Origin of the sequence: Kitasatospora viridis (assembly GCF_007829815.1) — a bacterium.
In the GTDB taxonomy this organism is placed as follows: domain Bacteria; phylum Actinomycetota; class Actinomycetes; order Streptomycetales; family Streptomycetaceae; genus Kitasatospora; species Kitasatospora viridis.
In genome coordinates this window covers 3,536,065-3,556,397 of the sequence record NZ_VIWT01000001.1, presented here as the reverse complement: position 1 = coordinate 3,556,397, position 20,333 = coordinate 3,536,065, and the positions used below count along the sequence as shown (strand labels likewise).

Genomic DNA, 20,333 nt, shown 5'->3' with positions numbered 1-20,333 from the left:
CTCAGCTCCTCTTGCTCAGCAGGGTGGCCAGCCGGTCGGCGGCCGCGGCCAGCCGTTCCGGTGGCAGCAGTGCGCCGCGCTGTCCGGCGGCGAAGTCGGCGAAGGCCTGCGGCGTGTCGTAGGCCGGTCGGTAGCCGAACACCTCGCGCAGCGCCGTGGTGTCCACCACCCGGCCGTGGGTGAGCAGGCCGACCTGTTCCGGCGCGAAGTCGATGGCCCTGGTCCGCCGGGCCAGCGCGGCGGCCCAGCCGAGCGCCGGGCTGAGCACCGGCAGGGTCGGGCGGCCGAGCCGGCGGGCGCACTGGGAGAGCAGCAGCACCCCGTCTCCGGCCACGTTGAAGGTGCCGCTGCGGTCCGCCGGGGTGGGCTGGTCCAGGGCGGCCAGCCGGAGCACCTCGACCGCGTCGTCCTCGTGCACGAACTGCAGCCGGGGGTCGTGGCCGAGCGCGGTCGGCAGCACCGGCAGCGCGAAGTAGGCGGCCAGCGGGGTGTCGGCGCCGGGGCCGACCAGGTTGGCGAACCGCAGCACGGTGACCGCGACGTCGGGGCGGCGGCGGGCGAAGCCGCGCACGTAGCCCTCGATCTCGGCGGCGTCCTTGGCGAAGCCGTCGGCCGGCAGGGTCTTGGGCGGGGTGCGCTCGGCGAACACGGCCGGGTCGCGCGGGGTCGAGCCGTAGACGCCGGTGGTCGACTTCACCACCAGCCGGCGCACCAGTGCGGACTGCTGGCAGGCCCCGAGCAGCTGCATGCTGCCGATGACGTTGATCTCCTTGACCGCGGAACGGCCCGCGGCGCCGGGGTTGGTGGCGCTGACGTTCAGGTGCACCACGGTGTCGACGCCGTGCTCGGCCAGCACCCGGGCGATCGCCGGGCGGCGCAGGTCGACGGGCGCGAAGACGTAGGGCGCGCAGGGGGTGCGGTCCCCGGCCGGCCCCGGCCCGGGCGCCCGCGGCGGCCGCACGTCGACGCCGACCACCAGCTCCACCCCGGGCTCGCGGCGGATCCGCTCGGCGAACCGGGCGCCGAGCGGCCGGGCCACCCCGGTGACCAGCACCACTGTGCCCACTTGTCCGCCACCCTCCGCGCCGCCGTGTGCCTGCACCGTACCGCGTCCCCGGCCGGAAACGAGCGCTGCCCGCCCCGGACCGTTTCCGGCCGGGACGGGCAGCTGTGCACCTGGAGCGAGCTCCGTAGGTGTTACTTCTTGTTGCGACGCTGAACGCGGGTCCGCTTCAGAAGCTTGCGGTGCTTCTTCTTGGCCATACGCTTGCGACGCTTCTTGATGACAGAGCCCACGGAACAACCCTCGCTCACTGAGACTTCCGCCCGTGAGAGACGGAGTCCATACGTTTGACGGAGGGCCTAGCCTACCGTCTGGTCCGGGCTCCGCTTAAATCGGGACCGACCAACACGGCTGATCAGGCACTCTGTCGCCCGACGTAGGAGTCCTTGAGGTAGTCGTGGACCGCCTGTTCGGGCACTCGGAAGGAGCGGCCGACCCGGATCGCGGGCAGCTCCTGGGAGTGCACCAACCGGTAGACCGTCATCTTGGACACCCTCATGACCGAGGCGACTTCCGCCACGGTCAGGAAGTTGACCTCTTGCAGGGGGCGTTCGCCGGAACTCATGACCTCACCCGACCCTTTGTCCGTGTGCAAGGCACCGGCTTCCCCTCCGGTGACTCGACCGACACACGCGTATCCCCAGAGTAGTTGCGGGTGGTACGGGTGGGAAGGGGGAGATGCGGACTGCTTGTACGGTCAGAGATAAGACCGTTGCAGTACGTAGCCCATCGGCGCGGTACGTAGCAGAGTGGCTGCGCTGCGTACCACGATCGAGGTTAGGGCAGCAGGCCGTGCTGCGGGAAGACCGCCCGGCGGGCGGCCAGGATCGCCTGGTCCAGCCGGTCGGCGGGGTCGTAGCCGTGCTCGGCGAAGTCCCGGTAGCCGGCGTCCGCACCGTCGGTCATCCGCAGGGGGGCGCCCTGCCGGGTGCGCCGGTAGACCTCGGCCCGCCAGTCCTCGGGGGTCTCGGTGGTCGGCTCGATCGGGCGGCCGGCGGCGATCGCCACCAGGTGGGTCCAGCTGCGCGGGACCACGTCGACCACCGCGTAGCCGCCCCCGCCGAGCGCCACCCAGCGGCCCTCGCAGTGCTGGTGGGCGAGTTCGTGCAGGCTCCGGGCGACCTCGCGCTGGGCGTCCACGGTGACCAGCAGGTGGGCCAGCGGGTCCTCCAGGTGGGTGTCGGCGCCGTGCTGGCTGACGATCACCTGCGGCTTGAAGGCGGCCAGCAGCTCCGGCACCAGGGCGTGGAAGGCGCGCAGCCAGCCGGCGTCCGAGGTGCCGGCCGGCAGCGGCAGGTTGGCGGCCAGGCCCGGCGCCTCGGGGCCGCCGGTCTCGGTGGCCCAGCCGGTCTGCGGGAAGAGCGTGCTGGGGTGCTCGTGCAGCGAGACGGTGAGCACCCGGGGGTCGTTCCAGAACGCCCGCTGCACGCCGTCCCCGTGGTGCACGTCGACGTCCACGTAGGCCACCCGCTCAGCGCCCAGCTCCAGCAGCCGGGCGATCGCCAGCGCCGGGTCGTTGTAGACGCAGAAGCCGGAGGCCCGCTCCGGCATCGCGTGGTGCAGCCCGCCGGCGAAGTTGACGGCGTGCCGGGCCCCGCCGCGCCAGACCGCCTCGGCGGCGGCCACCGACTGGCCGGCGATCAGCGCGGAGGCGCTGTGGATCTCCGGGAAGACCGGGTTGTCCTCGGTGCCCAGGCCGTGCTCCTCGTCCACCAGGGCGGGGTCGGCGGCGGCCCGGCGGACCGCGGCCAGGTAATCGGGGCGGTGCACCAGGGCCAGCGTGGAGTCGCCGGCCGGCGGGGCGGCCGTCACCGTGACGCCGGGCGCGGTGGCCAGGCCGAAGGACTCGACCAGCCGCATGGTGAGCGAGAGCCGCACCGGGTCCATCGGGTGCCGGTCGCTGAACCGGTAGGCGGTTTCGGCTTCGTCCCAGAACAGGCTCAGCTGGCAGGACCGGTCAGGCTGGGTGTGCGGCATGCTCCAACGGTAGTGGCTGGTGTCGGGCGGGTGCGAAGTGCCTGCCGAGCGGCAGCACGGCGAGCACCAGCAGCAGCGGCGCGCCCAGCGCCCAGCGGTACGAGCCGGCCCCGGCGATCGCCCCGACCAGCGGCGAACCGACCAGGAAACCCACGTAGTTGAAGAGGTTGAGCCGGGCCACCGCAGCGTCCGAGTCGTCCGGGAAGAGCCGGCCGCCGGCCGCGAAGACCTGCGGGATGATCGCGCAGATGCCGGCCCCGAGCACCGTGAAGCCGGCGATGCCGACCCACACCCCCGGGGCCAGCGCGGCGATCAGGAAGCCCAGCGAGGCCACCGCCGCGCCGGTGCGCACCACCGGCACGGCGCCGAACCGCTGCACCGCGCGGTCCCCGAGCAGCCGGCCGGCCAGCATCGCCACCATGTAGCCCCCGTAGCCGAAGGGGCCCAGGGTGTCGCCGCCGTGCAGGGTGCCGGTGAGGTACTTGGCGCTCCAGTTGGAGACCGAGGAGTCGGCGATGTAGGCGAAGGCCATCGCGGCGCACAGCGGCAGCAGCGGGCGCCACGGGATCGACCGGGCGGCCGCGGCGGCGGCCTCCTGCACCGCGCTGCCGAGCTCGGCCGGCCCGGCCAGGAACCGGCCCACCACCAGCGCGGCCGGCACCAGCACCGCGGCGACCGAGCCGAACAGCACGATCAGCCGGGCGTGCGCGCCCACTCCGGCCAGCGCCGAGCCGATGATCGCACCGAGGCTGAACGCGGCGTGGAAGCCGATCATGATCGAGCGGCCGTAGCGGTGCTGGAGCCCGACCCCGAGCATGTTCATCGAGGCGTCCAGCGCGCCGACCAGCAGCCCGAAGGCGGCCAGCGCCAGGCCCAGGCTCCACAGCGCGTGCCCGAGCGCCACCCCGACCAGGGTCAGGCAGACGGCCGGCTGGACCACCCGCAGCACGCCGCGCGCGGAGGTCCGCTTGACCAGTTGCTCGGAGGTGATCGAGCCGACCCCGGCGAGGATCGGCACGGCGGCCAGGAAGACCGTCAACTCGCCGTCGCTGAGGCCGTACTGGTGCTGGATGCCGGGGATCCGGGTGACCAGCAGGGCGAAGGTGACGCCTTGCAGCAGGAAGCTGGCCAACAGGGCGGACCGGGCCCGGCGCAGCCGGTCGGTCGTGCCGGCCGCCGTGTCCGGGGACGTGGTACGGGTCTCGCTCACCGCCGGCACCTCCCTCACCGTGGGCGCGGCGGCCGACACCGTCGGCTACCGGCCGGTAGAAGACATTGGCGTGAGCGTAGGGGGTGGCGGCCGCTTTGGGGAGGGCCTGGACAGCGGTATCTGAGCCGGGCTCACTTCCCGCGCTACTTGCCGCCGGAGGCCAGCTCCCGGGAGCGGTCCCGGGCCGCCTCCAGCGCACCCAGCAGCGCGGCCCGCACCCCGTGGTTCTCCAGCTCCCGGATCGCCGAGATGGTGGTGCCGGCCGGCGAGGTGACCGCCTCGCGCAGCTTCACCGGGTGCTCGCCGGAGTCCCGCAGCATCACCGAGGCGCCGATCGCCGACTGCACGATCAGGTCGTGCGCCACCTGGCGGGGCAGGCCGAGCAGGATGCCGGCGTCGGTCATCGCCTCCACCAGGTAGTAGAAGTAGGCCGGCCCGGAGCCGGAGAGCGCGGTCGCCGCGTCCTGCTGGGACTCCGGCAGCCGCAGCGCCTTGCCCACCGAGCGGAAGATCTCCTCGGTGCGCAGCAGGTGCTCCTCGGTGGCGTGCGAGCCGCCGGAGATCACGCTCATCCCCTCGTCCACCAGCACCGGCGTGTTGGGCATCACCCGGACCACCGGGGTGCCGGCCGGCAGCCGGGCCTCGAACCAGCGGGTCGGGATGCCGGCGGCGGCCGAGATGACCAGCCGACCCGGGGTCAGGTGCGGGGCCAGCTCCTCCATCAGGGCGCCCATGTCCTGCGGCTTGACGGCCAGGATCAGGGTGTCGGCGAGCGCGGCCGCCTCCCGGTTGGAGACCGCCGCCACGCCGTAGCGCTCGGCCAGCTCGGCGGCCCGGTCCGCGCGGCGGGCGGTGACCAGCACATCGGCCGGGCGCTTGCCGGCCCGCAGCAGTCCGGAGAGCAGCGCCTCGCCGATCTTGCCGGTGCCGAGGAAGGCGATCCGCTGGGGGTGGACGGCGCTGCTGCTCATGGCCTGGCTCCTTGCTCACCTTGCTCACCTTGCTCACCGCGACGGTACTGCCGATCATCCTCGCACCGCCGGCCGCCCCGGCCCGGGAGCCGTCCAGCGGTCGGACAGCCGCCCGGACGGACGGGCGGACGGACGCGCCGGTGCCCGCCCGGCGGGGCCGACCCGTAGGGGCTCGCCCGGAGAAAGTTCCGGGGCGGCGGTGCTGGCCCGCGGGCGTTCCGAGGAGCACCGTGGAGGCATGGGACACGAGGATCTGTCACGACGCGAGAACCGCCAACTGGCCGTCGCCTCCGCCTCCACCGGCCCGTGGCGCACCGCCGCGGCCGTGGGTGCGGTGGTGGGCGGCGTCACCCTGGGTGTGGACCTGATCAGCGGGCACTGGTCCACCTCGATCCTGGCCGGACCGGCCGAGTGGGCACTTTTCTTCTTCTTCCTGGTCGGCACCGTCGGCGGGCAGCTGCGCCGGGACACCGGTGACCGCCGGCTGCGCCGCTGGGCCGACGCGCACCCCTGGCAGGCGGCGGTGCCCGCCACCGGCGCGCTGCTGGTGCTGAGCACCCTGGCGCTGACCTTCCTGGGCGACTGGGGGGTGATCGGCGCGGTCTTCGCCTCGCTGCTGCCGGCCGGGCTGCTCCTGCTGGTCGCCGGGGTGGTCGGCTCGGTGAAGGCGGCGAGGAAGGGCTGACCGGTGGTCAGCTGAGGATGAATCACCACAGAACGCGCACCGGACGGATACTCGACCCCCGCCCGGTGCTCGGCGTGTCCCCAGGTCCCCCCATACTGTGCGCGTGCCGATAACCGAAGATCCCGAGCCCCGCCCGTCCGGCGAGGAGCCGGACCCGTTCGAGAACCTCGTGCTGGACGAGGAGTTCGTCAAGGGCGCCACCGTCAAGGAACAGTCCGGCCGCACCCGGATGCTCACCGCGCGGTGGAAGAAGAACCCGCCCGAGCCCGTGCCGCACCGCGACCAGCAGCCGCGGCCGACCGCCGAGATCGGCCGCCGCCGGTTCGGCCGCAAGGCCGTGCGGCTCGACCCGTGGGGCAACAAGCCGCGCAGCCGGAAGGTCAACTGGCAGGGGCCGGTGTTCGTGGTGCTGGCGGTCGCCGTGGTGCTGGCCGGGCTGAACGTCAACGGGCTGCACGACTGGTACACGCGCAACTTCGGCGGCGGGCAGGGCGCCGACGCGGTGGCCCCGGCGAAGCCGGTGGTCACCCAGGCGCCGGAGACGGCCCAGCCGACGGCGGCACCGCCCAGCCAGGACATCCCCGAGACGCCGACCGTGGCGCACCCGTGGATCGGCTCGCCGGCGGAGAGCTGGCCGGTCGGGGCGGACGCGATCCAACCTCCGCCGGCACAGGCCGTCGGGGTGTTCAGTGCCGATCAGGTCGCCGCCCAGCTGCAGGTGGTCAAGCAGTTCCTGGTGGAGTCGAGCATCGACCCCGCGGTGCTGGCCGGTGGCCGGCCGGACGCGGCACTCGCCCTCCTGAACCCCTCCAGCCGCAAGGTGGCGGAGCAGGAGCTCGACAGCCCTTCCACGGAGCACAACCCGACCAACCTGTTCAGCCGGTTCAACCCCCGCACTGCGGTCCCGGCCACCAACGACGTGCACCTGCAGGGTCGGATGACCTTCGAGAGCGACGGCGAGAAGGGCATGGTCGTGCACGTCGACTACACATTCGTCTACGCCCTGGCACCGGGCCCCGACAAGTTCAAGCCGCTGCACGGTGCAAGCCCAAGCAGCAACTCCCAGTCGGTCGCCCTCGCCCAGCTCGACCCGTTCGCCCTGATCACCCGGGAGATCGTCCGCCGGGAGGCCGACTACGAATTCCGCGACCCGGACAAGTACGTGGTCGAGGACGGGAAGATCTCACTGTCGAAGTGGCTCGGCACCCGGGACAACAACTACTGCGACTCCGACGACGGGTGGCTGGAGCCGGAGTTCCCGGACGCCTCCGGCGAGAGCGGCCCGGGTCCGTCCGCGAGCGGCTCGCCGGTCGATCCCTACGACCGCAGCAAGCCGATCCCGGAGGACACCGGCGGGCCCGGCTGCGGCACCATCTCCCGCAGCTGACCGCTACTTCTTCTTCCGCTTCCCCGGCCGCCCGGACCGCGTCGCGCTGAGCTTCGCGGCCCGGGCGGTCGCGCGTTCCCAAGCGGCGCGCTGGACGGCCTCGCCGGGGGCCTCGACCAGGCTGCGGAAGAAGTAGGCGGCGGCCGCGCCGACGCAGCCGATCAGCCAGACCGCGCCGAGCGACTTGTCCTCGGCCATCCAGCCGGTCAGCGCGTCCCGGCCCTCGCTGAGCAGTTTCCAGGTGCGCAGCCCGGCCAGGAAGGTGCAGAGCGCGATCGCCCCGACCAGCAGCACGTTGACCATCGAGCCGGACTTGGACAGCTGCACCCCGCTGACCGCGAAGCGCAGCACCAGGGCCCCGGCCGCCGTGGCGGCCAGGGCCCCGAGCGAGACCGCGACCCGCCGCAGCCAGTACGCGCCGCCGCGGTCCACCCAGGTGGTGCCGAAGAAGCGGACGGGCTGCGGTGCGGGGGTGGTCTCTTCGCTCACCTGTGCAGGGTAACGGGCTCAGCCCAGCTTGCTGACGTCCCGCACCGCGCCCTTGTCGGCGGAGGTGGCCATCGCGGCGTAGGCCTTGAGCGCCTGGCTGACCTGGCGGTCGCGGTGCGCGGGGCGGTAGCCGCCGCTCTCCTCCAGCCGCAGCCGGCGCTCGTGCAGCTCCTCGAAGGAGACCTCCAGGTTGACCGAGCGGCCGGGGATGTCGATCGAGATGACGTCGCCGTCCTCGACCAGCGCGATGGTGCCGCCGGAGGCCGCCTCCGGGGAGACGTGGCCGATGGACAGGCCGGAGGTGCCGCCGGAGAACCGGCCGTCGGTGATCAGCGCGCAGGCCTTGCCGAGGCCGCGGCCCTTGAGGAAGGAGGTCGGGTAGAGCATCTCCTGCATGCCCGGGCCGCCCTTGGGGCCCTCGTAGCGGATGACCACCACGTCGCCCTCCTTGACCCGCTTGGCGAGGATCGCGTCCACCGCGTCCTCCTGCGACTCGACGACGACGGCCGGGCCGGAGAAGGTCCAGATCGACTCGTCGACCCCGGCGGTCTTCACGATGCAGCCGTCCTCGGCCAGGTTGCCGTAGAGCACGGCCAGGCCGCCCTCGACCGAGTAGGCGTGGGCCACGCTGCGGATGCAGCCGCCGGCCGCGTCGGTGTCCAGCGACTCCCAGCGCTCGGACTGCGAGAAGGCCTCGGCGCTGCGCACGCAGCCGGGGGCGGCGTGGAACAGCTCGACCGCCTCCGGGGAGGGCGAGCCGCCGCGGATGTCCCAGGTCTTCAGCCACTCGGCCAGCGAGTCGGCGTGCACCGTGTGCACGTCCTCGTTGAGCAGGCCGCCGCGGTAGAGCTCGCCCAGGATGGCGGGGATGCCGCCGGCCCGGTGGACGTCCTCCATGTAGTAGCTGCCGTTCGGCGCGACCTTGCTCAGGCACGGGACCTTGCGCGAGATGCCGTCGATCACCCGCATGTCGAAGTCCAGCTCGGCCTCCTGGGCGGCGGCGAGCAGGTGCAGGATCGTGTTGGTCGAGCCGCCCATCGCGATGTCCAGCGCCATCGCGTTCTCGAACGCGGCGCGGGTGGCGACGTTGCGCGGCAGCACCGACTCGTCGTCCTGCTCGTAGTACCGCTTGGTGATCTCGACCACGGTCCGGCCGGCGTTCTCGTAGAGCGCCTTGCGGGCGGTGTGGGTGGCCAGCACCGAGCCGTTGCCGGGCAGCGAGAGGCCGATCGCCTCGGTCAGGCAGTTCATCGAGTTGGCGGTGAACATGCCGGAGCAGGAGCCGCAGGTCGGGCAGGCGTTCTCCTCGATGATCGCGATGTCGGCGTCGGAGACGTTCTCGTTGACCGCGTCGGAGATCGCGTTGATCAGGTCCAGCCGGCGGACCGTGCCGTCGACCAGGGTGGCCTTGCCGGCCTCCATCGGGCCGCCGGAGACGAAGACCACCGGGATGTTGAGGCGCAGCGCGGCCATCAGCATGCCGGGGGTGATCTTGTCGCAGTTGGAGATGCAGATCAGCGCGTCCGCGCAGTGCGCGTTGACCATGTACTCGACGCTGTCGGCGATCAGGTCGCGCGAGGGCAGCGAGTAGAGCATGCCGCTGTGGCCCATCGCGATGCCGTCGTCCACCGCGATGGTGTTGAACTCGCGCGGGATGCCGCCCGCCTGCTTGATCGCCTCGGAGACGATCCGGCCGACCGGCTGCAGGTGGGTGTGGCCGGGGACGAACTCGGTGAAGGAGTTGGCCACCGCGATGATCGGCTTGCCGAAGTCCTCGCGGGCTACGCCGGCGGCGCGCAGAAGCGCGCGGGCGCCCGCCATGTTGCGACCGTGGGTGACCGTACGGGACTTCAGCTCGGGCACTGCCTTCTCCACTCCCTCAGGGCGGCTGGTGTCTGCCGAGCCTACGCCGCCGTCCCGGGGAACGGACGCACTGTCCACATCCCGATCAGCCACAGCTCCCGATCGAACACGGTCCCGTCACTGCTTGACGGCGACCGTGACGTCCACGGTGTACGGCTCGACCACCCGGCCGTCCGGGAACAGGCCGGTCAGCCACTCCCGGTCGTCGGCCAGCACCCGCTCGCGCAGCTCGGGCTCGGCCACCGCGAAGTAGGACTTGGAGCGCAGGTCGGTGATCACGTCGTCCACCGTGATGGTGCGCTCCCAGCGCAGCCGCTCGTTGACCACCCGGAAGGGGTGGCGGGACAGCGGCTCGGTGACGGCGTTCATCACCCCGTAGTAGTGGTACGAGGGCAGCGCGGCCGCGTGCCGGCGCTCCTGCTCGGCCAGCCACTCGACCGAACGGTCCTTCAGGTTCCAGAACAGCACCAGCGCGCCGCCGGGCCGCAGCACCCGCAGCGCCTCCGGGAGCGACTTCGCCGGGTCGGTCCAGTGGAAGGCCTGGGCGTAGGTGATCAGGTCGGCGCTCGCGTCGTGGCACGGCAGCTCGTCGCCCACGCCCTTGACCACCGGGATCTGCGGGCTGACGGCGTGCAGCTGGGCGGCCATCCCGGCGCTCGGCTCCACCGCGATCACCCGGGCGCCGCGCTCGGCCAGCAGCCGGGTGGCGATGCCGGTGCCGGCGCCCACGTCCAGCACGTCCGCGCCGCGCAGCGGGCGGCCGGCCAGCCGCTCGATCGCCTCGAACAGCGCCGGCGGGTAGGAGGGACGGGCCTTGTCGTAGTCAGCGGCCACGGCACCGAAGGAGGCGGCGTGGTGCTGGTGCTGAGTGTCCGTCATGTCCGTGCTCCCCGGGTCGTCTCGCCTGACGGTCAGCGTACGCGCGAGCCCGTGGCCAGGTGCAGCCGGGTGAAGGCGAGCGCCTCGGCGAGGTCGGCCTCCCGCTCGGCGGGCGAGCCGGACCGCCGGGTGTTGACCTCCAGCACCACGTGGCCGTCGAAGCCGGTGCGGGCCAGGCGCTCCAGCAGTTCGGCGCAGGGCTGCTTGCCGCGGCCGGGGATCAGGTGCTCGTCCTTGCCGGAGCCGGAGCCGTCGGCCAGGTGCACGTGGGCCAGCCGGTCGCCCATCCGGTCGACCATCTCGAAGGCGTCGATCCGCGAGGTGGCGACGTGCGAGAGGTCCACCGTGAAGTGCCGGTAGGCCTCCTCGGTGACGTCCCAGCCCGGCGCGTAGGCCAGCACCTCGCGGTCCTTGTAGCGCCAGGGGTACATGTTCTCCACCGCGAACCGGACCGGCGTCTCGTTCGCCATCCGCTCGATGCCGAGCACGAACTCCTTGGCGTACTGCCGCTGCCAGCGGAACGGCGGGTGCACCACCACGGTGTCCGCGCCGAGCTTCTCGGCCGCCGCCCGGGCCCGCTTGAGCTTGGTCCACGGGTCGGTGGTCCACACCCGCTGGGTGATCAGCAGGCAGGGCGCGTGCACCGCCAGGATCGGCACCCGGTAGCGCTCGGAGAGTTCGCGCAGGGCCGGCAGGCTCTGGCTGACCGGGTCGTTCCAGACCATCACCTCGACCCCGTCGTAGCCGAGCCGGGCGGCCAGCTCGAAGGCGATCCGGGTGTTGTCCGGGTAGACCGAGGCGGTGGACAGGGCGATCTTGTTGTCCGGGATGTGCAGCGCCGGGTGGCGGGGCAGCACCAGCCGGTCGGTGGTGCGCAGCAGGGGGTCCCTGCGCGGCTCCTTGCGCCGCCCGACCCGGCGGCGCGGCGGCCGTCCGCTCTGCTCTTCCACGTCCCTCAGGTTACGGGCTAGCGGGCGGGGTCGAGCGAGTCCAGGCGGCGCAGGATGATGCCCTCGCGCAGGGCCCAGGGACAGATGTCCAGCTCCTCCAGGCCGAACAGGTCCATCGCGGCGTCCGCCACCAGGGCGCCGGCCAGCAGCTGTCTGGCGCGCCCCTCGGAGACCCCGGGGATCCGCGAGCGCTCGGCCGCCGTCATCGCGGCCAGCCGGGGCACCCAGGCGGCCAGCCCGCTGCGGCCGAGCTTGCGCGGCACCCGGGGGCCGGCCTCGGCGGGGGCGGCGCCGGTCATCCGGGCCAGCTGCTTGAAGGTCTTGGAGGTGGCCACCGCGTGGTCCGGCGGGCCCAGCCGGGCCACCTCGCCGACCACCGTGGCGATCTCGGCCCGGATGTGCCGGCGCAGCTCGCGCACCCGCTCCGGGTCGGGCAGGTCGTCGGGCAGCCAGCCGACGGTGAGCCGGCCGGCGCCGAGCGGCAGCGAGAAGGCGGCGTCCGGCTGCTCGTCGATGCCGCAGGCGATCTCCAGCGAGCCGCCGCCGATGTCCAGGTCGAGCAGCCGGCCGGAGGACCAGCCGAACCAGCGGCGCACGGCCAGGAAGGTGAGCCGGGCCTCGTCCTGCCCGGAGAGCACCTGGAGCTCGACCCCGGTCTCCTGCTCGATCCGCTCCAGCACCGCCTCGCCGTTGGCGGCCTCCCGCACGGCCGAGGTGGCGAACGGCAGCAGGTCGACCACGCCCTTGTCCTCGGCGACCCGCAGCGAGGAGGCGATGTGGTCGATCAGCCGCCGTATCCCGTCCTCCCGGATCGCCCCCTGCTCGTCCAGGAGTTCGGCCAGGCGCAGCTCCGCCTTGTGCGAGTAGGCGGCCAGCGGCGCGGCACCGGGGTGGGCGTCCACCACCAGGAAGTGCACCGTGTTGGAACCTACGTCGAGGACACCGAGTCGCATAACGCACCACGCTACGCCACCGCACCTGCGGAAATCCCGCCTGTTCGATTGCTGATCGAATCGTCGTGGCGCCAGCCTGGGCGGTGCTGACCATCCGTCGATCCACCCTCACCGCTTGGAGCCAAGCAACCATGACGATCAGTCACCGCCTCGTCGGCGCGGGCGAGCACAAGGTCATCGTCCTGCACGACTGGTTCGGGACCACCTCGGGCTGGGGTCCGTTCCTCGACTACCTGGACCGCTCCGCCTTCTCCTACGCGATGCTCGACTACCGGGGCTACGGCGACCGGGTGGCCGAGCCGGGCGAGTTCACCCTGGCCGAGATCGCCCAGGACGCGCTGGCGCTGGCCGACCAGCTGGGCTGGGACACCTTCTCGCTGGTCGGCCACTCGATGGGCGGCAAGGCGGCGCAGCGGGTGCTGGCCGAGGCGCCGCACCGGGTGCGCAAGCTGGTCGGGGTGGCGCCGGTGCCGGCCGGCGTGTACGAGATGGACGAGCAGGGCTGGCAGCTGTTCCGGGCCGCACCGCAGAACTTCACCGCCCGCCGGATGATCATCGACCTGGTGACCGGGCAGCGGGCCAAGGCGGTCTGGCTGGACCGGATGGTGGCCCGCTCCTCCGCCACCTCCCGGGTGGACGCCTGCGCCGCCTACTTCGAGGACTGGGCGGGCCAGGACGTCTCCGCCGGGGTGGCCGGGCTGGAGCTGCCGGTCAAGGTCTTCACCGGCGAGCACGACCTGGCACTGACCGCCGAGCTGATGCGCCGCACCTGGCTGGAGCTCTTCCCGAACGCCGAGCTCACCGAGCTGGCCAACTCGGGGCACTACCCGATGTACGAGGTCCCGGTGCACTTCGCGAAGGAGTTGGAGGACTTCTTGGCGGCCTGACCCGCTCCCGGACACGTTCGGTCACCCGGCTGCCCTACCCTTGCCGGGTGGCCGCCATCGACATCCCCGCCCCCACCCGCAAGAAGCCGCTCCCCGAGGTCGGCGCCGACTTCCCCCGTGCCTGGGTCGAGTTCACCGACCCGACCGACGACGACCAGGTGTTCCGCTGCGACCTGACCTGGCTGACCTCCCGCTGGGGCTGCATCTTCGGCCAGGGCTGCCACGGCATCCGCCCGGGCCGCGGCGAGTCGGACGGCTGCTGCACGCTGGGCGCGCACTACTCGGACGAGGACGACGAGCAGCGGGTGGTCGAGCACGCCCGCCGGCTCACCCCCGAGACCTGGCAGCACTTCGCCGAGGGCACCGACAAGAAGGGCCGCCTCAAGATCGACGGCGGCATCACCATGCTCGACGAGGACGGCGACCGGCAGACCCGCCGGGTCGACGGCGCCTGCATCTTCCTCAACGGCCCCGGCTTCCCCGGCGGCCAGGGCTGCGCGCTGCACACCCTGGCGCTCAAGGAGGGCAAGGAGCCGCTGGAGACCAAGCCGGACGTCTGCTGGCAGCTGCCGATCCGCCGCACCTACGACTGGATCGACCGGCCGGACGACACCCGCTACCTCCAGGTGTCGATCGGCGAGTACGACCGGCGCGGCTGGGGCCCGGGCGGCCACGACCTGCACTGGTGGTGCACCAGCAGCCCGGAGGCGCACCAGGCCGTCCAGCCGGTCTACGTCAGCTACCGGCCGGAGCTGACCGAGCTGATGGGTGCTCAGGCGTACGCGGTGCTGGCCGAGCTGTGCGAGCAGCGGATCGCCGGCAAGGGCGACCGCAAGCTGGCGCCCCACCCCGCCGACCCGAAGAAGCGCAAGAAGGACGACAAGGACGCCAAGGGCGACAAGGAGTAGCCGGTCCTACTTGTCGATGTCGCCGACCACGAAGAACATCGACCCGAGGATCGCGACCATGTCGGCCACCAGCGTGCCGGGCAGCAGCTCGGTCAGCGCCTGGATGTTGTTGAAGGACGCCGAGCGCAGCTTCAGCCGCCACGGCGTCTTGTCGCCGCGCGAGACCAGGTAGTAGCCGTTCACCCCGAGCGGGTTCTCGGTCCACGCGTAGGTCTCGCCCTCGGGGGCCTTGAGCACCTTGGGCAGCCGCAGGTTCACCGGGCCGGGCGCCAGGGCGGCCACCCGGTCCAGGCAGGCGTCGGCGAGGTCGAGCGAGTTCTGGGTCTGCTCCAGCAGGCACTCGAACCGGGCCAGGCAGTCGCCCTCCTCGCGGACCGCGACGGAGAGCACGTCCCGCAGCTCGCCGTAGGCCAGGTAGGGCTCGTCGCGGCGCAGGTCGAAGTCCACCCCGCTGGCCCGGGCGATCGGGCCGGTGACGCCGTAGGCCTGCACGTGCTCGGGCGAGAGCACGCCGACGCCGGCGGTGCGGGCCCGGAAGATCTCGTTGCCGAGCACCAGGTCCTGGTAGACCGGCAGCTGGGCGCGGACGGCGGCGACGGCGGCGCGGACCCGGCCGAGCCAGCCGGCCGGCAGGTCCTCCTTGAGGCCGCCGACCCGGTTGAACATGTAGTGCATCCGGCCGCCGCTGGCCTCCTCCAGCACGTGCTGGAGCTCCTCGCGGGCGGTGAAGGCGTAGAAGACCGGGGTGATGCCGCCGAGCTCCAGCGGGTAGGAGCCGATGAACATCAGGTGGTTGAGCACCCGGTTGAGCTCGGCGAGCAGGGTGCGGGTCCAGACGGCGCGCTCGGGCACCTCCATGCCGAGCATCCGCTCGACGGCGAGCACCACGCCGAGTTCGTTGGAGAAGGCGGAGAGCCAGTCGTGCCGGTTCGCCAGCATGATGATCTGCCGGTAGTCCCGGGCCTCGAAGAGCTTCTCGGCGCCGCGGTGCATGTAGCCGATGATCGGCTCGGCGCTGACGATCCGTTCGCCGTCCAGCACCAGCTTCAGCCGCAGCACGCCGTGGGTGGCCGGGTGCTGCGGGCCGATGTTCAGCACCATGTCGGTCGCGGTGTTCTCGGCACCGGCGCCGACGCCGACCGTGGTCTCCCTCAGAGCGCTCATGGCTCCAGAGTCTGCCATCCCGCGAGCCCCGCCAGGAGTTCCGGTACCGGCATCCGGACGGCCTGCAGCAGCCAGCCGAAACCGCCCAGGCCGGCGCTCGCGGTGAGCTCGGCCGCCTCCCCGGCGGCGGCCAGCGCGCGCAGGTAGCCGGCCGGGTCGCGGCCGGCCAGCTCCAGCGGCGGCCGGGTGCCGGAGACGCCGAGCGCGTGCAGCGCCTCCCGCTGCGTCGTCCACAGGCTGTGGATACCGGGAACCGCCACCGAGTCCAGCGCCACATGGGCCGTCAGGTCGCAGCTGCCGTCCGGCACCGGGGGCACCTCGCGGCCCCGCCGGAAGCCGGTCAGGGTGCCGAAGATCGGCCGGTCCGACGCCCGGTGCGCGTAGTCCACCGCCACCGCGAGCCCACGGTCGAGCCGGCCGACCGCCGCCGCCCAGGCCTCGTCCCGCGGCCGCCCGATCTCGACGCGCTCGCCCTCCGGCTCGCCGTCCGAGGGCCACCAGCGCTCCACCCAGGCGAGGTCGGCCGGCTCCAGCGGCTCCCCCAACCGCTCCTGACCCGCCCCGTCCACCTCCAGGTAGCGCAGCACCCCGGCCGCGTCCCGCTCGGCGAGGTCCAGCGGCACGTTGTCCAGCCACTCGTTGGCGAAGAGCAGCCCGACCGCCCCTTCGGGCACCCGCTCGCACCACTGGACCCCGGCCGGCAGGTCGGCCGGCCGCTCCGCCAGCTCCACCCCGCAGGCCCGCAGTCGCCCGGGCAGCAGGTCGGCCAGCCGCCCGACCAGCTCGCCGCGCCCGGCCCCGATGTCGACCAGGGCGATCTCCTCCGGGTGGCCGAGGGCCGCGTCCACCTCCAGGAGCAGGCGCCCGACCGCCTGCGCGTACTGGGTGGAGGCGTGCACCGAGGTCCTGAAGTGCCCCGCCGGGCCCTCCGGCCTGCGGTAGAACCCGCCCTGCGGCCCGTACAGGGCCCGTTCCATGGCGGGTCGCCAGCGCATCCAGCTCATGCCCGCGACCGTACCCGCCTCCGACCTGCGGACGAGACGCGGATCGCCCTCCCGGTGGACGGGACGACCCCCCTCGGCTGCCTACGCTTGGTATGTGCATCGACTCAACGCCTGGCTCCGCGGACACCCGATGGTGGTGGACGGAGCCTGGGCCGCCCTGGTGGTCTTCCTCTCGCTGGTGTCCAACATCAGCAGCGAGGGGGCACACCGGGCTTGGTACCTGGTCATCACCGGGGTGATCGCGGTGCTGATGGTGATCCGGCGGCGCCGCCCGCAGATCGCCGTCACCGGAGGCCTGCTGATCGGCCTGCTCCAGGTCGGCCTGAGCATCTCGCCCGAGGCCTCCTCGATCGGCTACCTGGTCTTCGTCTACACCGGCGCCGCGTTCGGCGCCCAGTGGGTCTCCCGGCTGGCCCTGGTCGGCGGCCTCTGCGCCGGCCCGCTGACGCTGCTGATCCAGCATCAGCAGGAGAGCGACCCGGCGGCCCGGGCCGGCCACGGCTCGGCCCAGGAGGTCTTCGTCTCCGCGCTGCTCTCCACCCCCTTCATCCTCTGCTGGGCCTGGGGCCGGCTGACCCGGGTCCGCCGGGCCTACCTGACCGAGCTGGAGGACCGGGCCGAGCGGCTGGAGCGGGAGCGGGACGCCCAGGCCAAGGTGGCGGTGGCCGCCGAGCGGGCCCGGATCGCCCGCGAGCTGCACGACGTGGTGGCGCACAACGTCTCGGTGATGATCGTGCAGGCCGACGGCGCCGCCTACGTGATGGACAACTCGCCGGGCCAGGCGAAGGAGGCGCTGGGCACCATCGCCTCCACCGGCCGGCAGGCGCTGGTCGAGATGCGCCGGCTGCTCGGCGTGCTGCGCACCTCGGACACCACCGAGGAGTACGTGCCGCAGCCCGGCGTGGAGGAGCTGCCCGAGCTCCTCGAACAGGTCCGCACGGCCGGCCTGCCGGTGGAGTTCAGCACCTCCGGCACCCCGCGCGAGCTGCCCCGGGGCGTCGAACTGACGGTCTACCGGATCGTTCAGGAGGCTCTCACCAACGTCCGCAAGCATGGCGGTCCCAACGTGAGCGCCAAGGTCGCGGTGGACTTCGGCGACCGCGACCTGAACGTGCTGATCGAGGACGACGGCCGCGGCTCCACCGACGAGCAGCTGGCCCACGGGGGCACCGACGGTCTGGGCCACGGCCTGATCGGCATGCGGGAGCGGATCGGCATGGTCAGCGGCAGCCTGGACGCCGGTCCGCGGCCCGGCGGCGGCTTCCGGATCCGTGCCGTACTGCCGCTGAAGGCCGCCCGATGACCCTCCCCCCGACCCAGGAGTGAACGACGTGACCATCCGAGTGATGCTGGTGGACGACCAGGAGCTGCTGCGCACCGGCTTCCGGATGGTGCTGCAGTCGCAGGACGACATCGAGATCGCCGCCGAGGCGGGCGACGGCGCCGCCGCCGTCGAGGTCCTCGCCACCGCCGAGGTGGACGTGGTGCTGATGGACGTCCGGATGCCCCGGCTCGACGGCGTCCAGGCGACCCGCCGGATCTGCCTGGACGGGGACGGGCTGCCCCGCCCGGACGCCCCCAAGGTGCTCATCCTCACCACCTTCGACCTGGACGAGTACGCCTTCGCCGCGCTCAAGGCCGGCGCCAGCGGCTTCCTGCTCAAGGACGTGCCGCCGCCGGAGCTGGTCAGCGCGATCCGCGCGGTGCACAACGGCGACGCGGTGGTCGCCCCGACCACCACCCGCCGGATGCTGGACCGGTTCGCCGAGGTGCTGCCCGCCCCGCAGCCGCAGGCCGGCCCGCCCGCCCTGGACCCGCTCACCGACCGGGAGCGGGAGGTGTTCCTGCTGGTCGCCCAGGGCCTGTCGAACGGCGAGATCGCCACCGGGCTGACCCTCTCCGAGGCGACCGTGAAGACCCACGTCGGCCGGATCCTGGCCAAGCTGGGCCTGCGCGACCGGGTGCAGGCGGTGGTGCTGGCCTACGAGGCCGGGCTGCTCAAGGCCGGCGGCCACTGAGGGACGGGCCACCGGGGCCGCCGCCGCGGGGCCGTAGGATGGGACGGACCGTCTGGTACCCGTAGAGGACTGGAACGCCGTGAGCACCTGGGACCACCCCTTCGACTCCTCCGACCCCACCGATCCCGCCGACCGACCGGCCCGGCTGGCCGTCGGCGTGGTCGGCACCGGCCGGGTGGGCCCCGCGCTGGGCGCCGCCCTGCAGCTGGCCGGCCACCACGTGGTGGCCGCCTCCGGCGTGTCCAACGCCTCGGTGCGCCGGGCCGAGGCGCTGCTGCCCGGGGTGCGCCTGGTGACGCCCCCTCAGGTGCTGGCCGCCGCCGACCTGGTGCTGCTCACCGTGCCGGACGACGCGCTGGCCGACCTGGTCGCCGGTCTGGCGTCGACCGGTGCGATCCGCCCCGGCCAGCTGCTGGTGCACACCTCGGGCGCGCACGGCGTGGCGGTGCTGGAGCCGGCCGCCCGGGCCGGTGCGCTGCCGCTGGCGCTGCACCCGGCGATGACCTTCACCGGCACCTCGGTGGACCTGGCCCGGCTGGCCGGCTGCCCCTTCGGGGTGACGGCGCCGCCGGAGCTGCGGCCGGTGGCCGAGGCCCTGGTGGTGGAGATGGGCGGCGAGCCGGAGTGGATCCCCGAGGCGGTCCGCCCGCTCTACCACACCGCCCTGGCGCACGGCGCGAACCACCTGGTCACCCTGGTCGCGCAGGCGATGGAGCTGCTGGGCACGGCCGGCGTGGCCGAGCCGGGCCGGCTGCTCGGCCCGCTGCTGGGCGCCGCGCTGGACAACAGCCTGCGCTCCGGCGACGCGGCGCTGACCGGCCCGGTCGCCCGCGGCGACACCGGCACGGTGCGCCGCCACCTGGACCAGCTCAGTACGGTGTCCCCGGACATCCCGGCCGCCTACCGGGCGATGGCGAAGGCCACCGCCCAGCGGGCCCTGGCCCACGGGACGCTGAAGGAAGAAGCGGCGGCCTCGCTGCTCGACGTACTCAACGAGGAGATCTGATGGCCCGCCCGAAGCCCGCAGCGAAGCAGCGCAGCACCCAGCTGACCCACACCGTGGACGACTTCGAGTCCGCGTTCTGGCCGGACGAGAGCCCGGTGGACAACGCCGTGGTGATGACCATGGGCGCGCTGCACGAGGGCCACGCCGCGCTGGTCCGGGCGGCCCGCCGGCAGGTCGGCCAGGACGGCCGGGTGGCGGTGACGGTCTTCGTCAACCCGCTGCAGTTCGGCGCCGGCGAGGACCTGGACCGCTACCCGCGCACCCTGGCCGCCGACGTCCGGCTGGCCGAGGAGGCCGGCGCCGACGTGGTCTTCGCCCCGCTGCCGGAGGAGGTCTACCCGAACGGCGACCCGCAGGTGCGGCTGACCGCCGGCCCGATGGGCGAGCGGTTCGAGGGCGCGACCCGCCCGGGCCACTTCGACGGGGTGCTGACCGTGGTGGCCAAGCTGCTGCACATCACCGACCCGGACTACGCCTTCTTCGGCGAGAAGGACGCCCAGCAGCTGGCGATCGTCCAGCGGATGGTGGCCGACCTGGACTTCGACGTCGAGGTGGTCGGCGTGCCGACCGTGCGGGAGGCCGACGGCCTGGCCCTGTCCTCGCGCAACCGCTACCTCTCCGAGGGCGAGCGGGAGCAGGCGCTGGTGCTGTCGAAGGCGCTGTTCGCCGGCCGGGACGCGGCCGCGCAGGGCCCGGCGGCGGTCCGTGCCGCCGCCGGCGAGGTGCTGGCCGGGGCGCCGGGAATCGAGCTGGACTACCTGGCGCTGATCGACCCGCACGACTTCACCGAGGCGCCGGACGACTTCCAGGGCGAGGCCGTGCTGGCGCTGGCCGCCAAGGTGGGCGCCACCCGGCTGATCGACAACGTCCGCATCATCGTGCGCTGACCGCACCAGGCAATCCCCAGGCATGCACTCAG

General features: G+C 73.2%; 21 protein-coding genes. 8 read left to right on the top strand and 13 right to left on the bottom strand.

What is annotated here, in order from left to right:
* Window position 1 precedes the first annotated feature (1 nt).
* From FHX73_RS15840 to proC, 6 genes are all read right to left on the bottom strand, one after another.
* A complete protein-coding gene (locus FHX73_RS15840) occupies window positions 2-1,066 on the bottom strand; it encodes an NAD-dependent epimerase/dehydratase family protein (RefSeq protein WP_145905623.1) in 1,065 nt (354 codons plus the stop codon).
* Window positions 1,067-1,197: 131 nt separating this feature from the next.
* A complete protein-coding gene (locus tag FHX73_RS15835; protein WP_003948845.1) occupies window positions 1,198-1,296 on the bottom strand; it encodes a 30S ribosomal protein bS22 in 99 nt (32 codons plus the stop codon).
* A 122-nt stretch (window positions 1,297-1,418) separates the two neighbouring features.
* Window positions 1,419-1,628: a helix-turn-helix domain-containing protein gene (locus tag FHX73_RS15830; protein ID WP_101381292.1), complete on the bottom strand. Its 210-nt coding sequence runs from the start codon at window positions 1,626-1,628 to the stop codon at window positions 1,419-1,421.
* Between the two features lie 212 nt (window positions 1,629-1,840).
* The gene (locus FHX73_RS15825; RefSeq protein ID WP_145905622.1) at window positions 1,841-3,040 is read right to left on the bottom strand and encodes an acetoin utilization protein AcuC; all 1,200 of its coding nucleotides are present in this window, start codon (window positions 3,038-3,040) and stop codon (window positions 1,841-1,843) included.
* Complete coding sequence (locus tag FHX73_RS15820) at window positions 3,021-4,250, bottom strand: MFS transporter (RefSeq protein ID WP_246213551.1); 1,230 nt, start codon at window positions 4,248-4,250, stop codon at window positions 3,021-3,023. Before FHX73_RS15820 ends, FHX73_RS15825 begins: the two co-directional genes overlap by 20 nt.
* 143 nt (window positions 4,251-4,393) lie before the next feature.
* Window positions 4,394-5,221: a pyrroline-5-carboxylate reductase gene (gene proC / locus FHX73_RS15815; RefSeq protein ID WP_145905621.1), complete on the bottom strand. Its 828-nt coding sequence runs from the start codon at window positions 5,219-5,221 to the stop codon at window positions 4,394-4,396.
* Window positions 5,222-5,459: 238 nt separating this feature from the next.
* Between proC and FHX73_RS15810 the strand changes: the two genes are divergently transcribed.
* Together FHX73_RS15810 and FHX73_RS15805 are read left to right on the top strand one after the other, a co-directional pair.
* Complete coding sequence (locus FHX73_RS15810) at window positions 5,460-5,906, top strand: hypothetical protein (protein ID WP_145905620.1); 447 nt, start codon at window positions 5,460-5,462, stop codon at window positions 5,904-5,906.
* Between the two features lie 103 nt (window positions 5,907-6,009).
* On the top strand, window positions 6,010-7,293 hold the full coding sequence (locus FHX73_RS15805) for an SCO2583/SCO2584 N-terminal domain-containing protein (RefSeq protein ID WP_145905619.1): 1,284 nt from the start codon (window positions 6,010-6,012) through the stop codon (window positions 7,291-7,293).
* Window positions 7,294-7,296: 3 nt separating this feature from the next.
* On the opposite strand, the gene FHX73_RS15800 is transcribed toward FHX73_RS15805, so the two are convergent.
* The 5 genes from FHX73_RS15800 to FHX73_RS15780 all read right to left on the bottom strand — a co-directional run bounded on the left by FHX73_RS15800 (window position 7,297) and on the right by FHX73_RS15780 (window position 12,427).
* A complete protein-coding gene (locus tag FHX73_RS15800) occupies window positions 7,297-7,782 on the bottom strand; it encodes a hypothetical protein (RefSeq protein ID WP_145905618.1) in 486 nt (161 codons plus the stop codon).
* A gap of 18 nt (window positions 7,783-7,800) precedes the next feature.
* Window positions 7,801-9,645 (bottom strand): dihydroxy-acid dehydratase, encoded by a 1,845-nt coding sequence (gene ilvD, locus FHX73_RS15795; RefSeq protein WP_145905617.1) that lies wholly within the window; start codon window positions 9,643-9,645, stop codon window positions 7,801-7,803.
* A gap of 117 nt (window positions 9,646-9,762) precedes the next feature.
* Complete coding sequence (locus FHX73_RS15790; protein WP_145905616.1) at window positions 9,763-10,524, bottom strand: class I SAM-dependent methyltransferase; 762 nt, start codon at window positions 10,522-10,524, stop codon at window positions 9,763-9,765.
* Window positions 10,525-10,556: 32 nt separating this feature from the next.
* Window positions 10,557-11,360 carry a sugar phosphate isomerase/epimerase family protein gene (locus tag FHX73_RS15785; protein ID WP_145908310.1) on the bottom strand — a complete coding sequence of 268 codons (804 nt, stop codon included), beginning with the start codon at window positions 11,358-11,360 and terminating at the stop codon, window positions 10,557-10,559.
* A gap of 131 nt (window positions 11,361-11,491) precedes the next feature.
* On the bottom strand, window positions 11,492-12,427 hold the full coding sequence (locus FHX73_RS15780) for a Ppx/GppA family phosphatase (protein WP_145905615.1): 936 nt from the start codon (window positions 12,425-12,427) through the stop codon (window positions 11,492-11,494).
* A 131-nt stretch (window positions 12,428-12,558) separates the two neighbouring features.
* Here FHX73_RS15780 and FHX73_RS15775 point away from each other — a divergent pair, with 131 nt between their 5' ends.
* Complete coding sequence (locus FHX73_RS15775; RefSeq protein ID WP_145905614.1) at window positions 12,559-13,314, top strand: alpha/beta fold hydrolase; 756 nt, start codon at window positions 12,559-12,561, stop codon at window positions 13,312-13,314.
* Between the two features lie 47 nt (window positions 13,315-13,361).
* Window positions 13,362-14,222 carry a DUF3109 family protein gene (locus tag FHX73_RS15770; RefSeq protein ID WP_246213550.1) on the top strand — a complete coding sequence of 287 codons (861 nt, stop codon included), beginning with the start codon at window positions 13,362-13,364 and terminating at the stop codon, window positions 14,220-14,222.
* 6 nt (window positions 14,223-14,228) lie between these two features.
* On the opposite strand, the gene FHX73_RS15765 is transcribed toward FHX73_RS15770, so the two are convergent.
* Complete coding sequence (locus FHX73_RS15765) at window positions 14,229-15,377, bottom strand: NADH-quinone oxidoreductase subunit D (protein WP_145908308.1); 1,149 nt, start codon at window positions 15,375-15,377, stop codon at window positions 14,229-14,231.
* Between the two features lie 5 nt (window positions 15,378-15,382).
* Window positions 15,383-16,390, bottom strand: a complete 1,008-nt coding sequence (locus tag FHX73_RS15760) for an SAM-dependent methyltransferase (protein ID WP_145905613.1) — start codon at window positions 16,388-16,390, stop codon at window positions 15,383-15,385.
* A gap of 130 nt (window positions 16,391-16,520) precedes the next feature.
* On the opposite strand from FHX73_RS15760, the gene FHX73_RS15755 reads away from it, so the two are divergent.
* The 4 genes from FHX73_RS15755 to panC all read left to right on the top strand — a co-directional run bounded on the left by FHX73_RS15755 (window position 16,521) and on the right by panC (window position 20,301).
* The gene (locus FHX73_RS15755) at window positions 16,521-17,693 is read left to right on the top strand and encodes a sensor histidine kinase (RefSeq protein WP_145908307.1); all 1,173 of its coding nucleotides are present in this window, start codon (window positions 16,521-16,523) and stop codon (window positions 17,691-17,693) included.
* Window positions 17,694-17,721: 28 nt separating this feature from the next.
* A complete protein-coding gene (locus tag FHX73_RS15750; protein WP_145905612.1) occupies window positions 17,722-18,408 on the top strand; it encodes a response regulator transcription factor in 687 nt (228 codons plus the stop codon).
* 79 nt (window positions 18,409-18,487) lie between these two features.
* Window positions 18,488-19,414 (top strand): Rossmann-like and DUF2520 domain-containing protein, encoded by a 927-nt coding sequence (locus tag FHX73_RS15745; RefSeq protein ID WP_145905611.1) that lies wholly within the window; start codon window positions 18,488-18,490, stop codon window positions 19,412-19,414.
* Complete coding sequence (gene panC / locus FHX73_RS15740; protein ID WP_145905610.1) at window positions 19,414-20,301, top strand: pantoate--beta-alanine ligase; 888 nt, start codon at window positions 19,414-19,416, stop codon at window positions 20,299-20,301. Before FHX73_RS15745 ends, panC begins: the two co-directional genes overlap by 1 nt.
* The last annotated feature ends 32 nt before the right edge of the window (window positions 20,302-20,333 follow it).

Bases quoted from the DNA above. Each gene is read 5' to 3' on its own strand.
- FHX73_RS15830 (WP_101381292.1), bottom strand. From the start codon at position 1,628: ATGAGTTCCGGCGAACGCCCCCTGCAAGAGGTCAACTTCCTGACCGTG.
- FHX73_RS15825 (WP_145905622.1), bottom strand. From the start codon at position 3,040: ATGCCGCACACCCAGCCTGACCGGTCCTGCCAGCTGAGCCTGTTCTGG.
- proC (WP_145905621.1), bottom strand. From the start codon at position 5,221: ATGAGCAGCAGCGCCGTCCACCCCCAGCGGATCGCCTTCCTCGGCACC.
- FHX73_RS15810 (WP_145905620.1), top strand. From the start codon at position 5,460: ATGGGACACGAGGATCTGTCACGACGCGAGAACCGCCAACTGGCCGTC.
- FHX73_RS15790 (WP_145905616.1), bottom strand. From the start codon at position 10,524: ATGACGGACACTCAGCACCAGCACCACGCCGCCTCCTTCGGTGCCGTG.
- FHX73_RS15780 (WP_145905615.1), bottom strand. From the start codon at position 12,427: ATGCGACTCGGTGTCCTCGACGTAGGTTCCAACACGGTGCACTTCCTG.
- FHX73_RS15775 (WP_145905614.1), top strand. From the start codon at position 12,559: ATGACGATCAGTCACCGCCTCGTCGGCGCGGGCGAGCACAAGGTCATC.
- FHX73_RS15760 (WP_145905613.1), bottom strand. From the start codon at position 16,390: ATGAGCTGGATGCGCTGGCGACCCGCCATGGAACGGGCCCTGTACGGG.
- FHX73_RS15755 (WP_145908307.1), top strand. From the start codon at position 16,521: ATGGTGGTGGACGGAGCCTGGGCCGCCCTGGTGGTCTTCCTCTCGCTG.
- panC (WP_145905610.1), top strand. From the start codon at position 19,414: ATGGCCCGCCCGAAGCCCGCAGCGAAGCAGCGCAGCACCCAGCTGACC.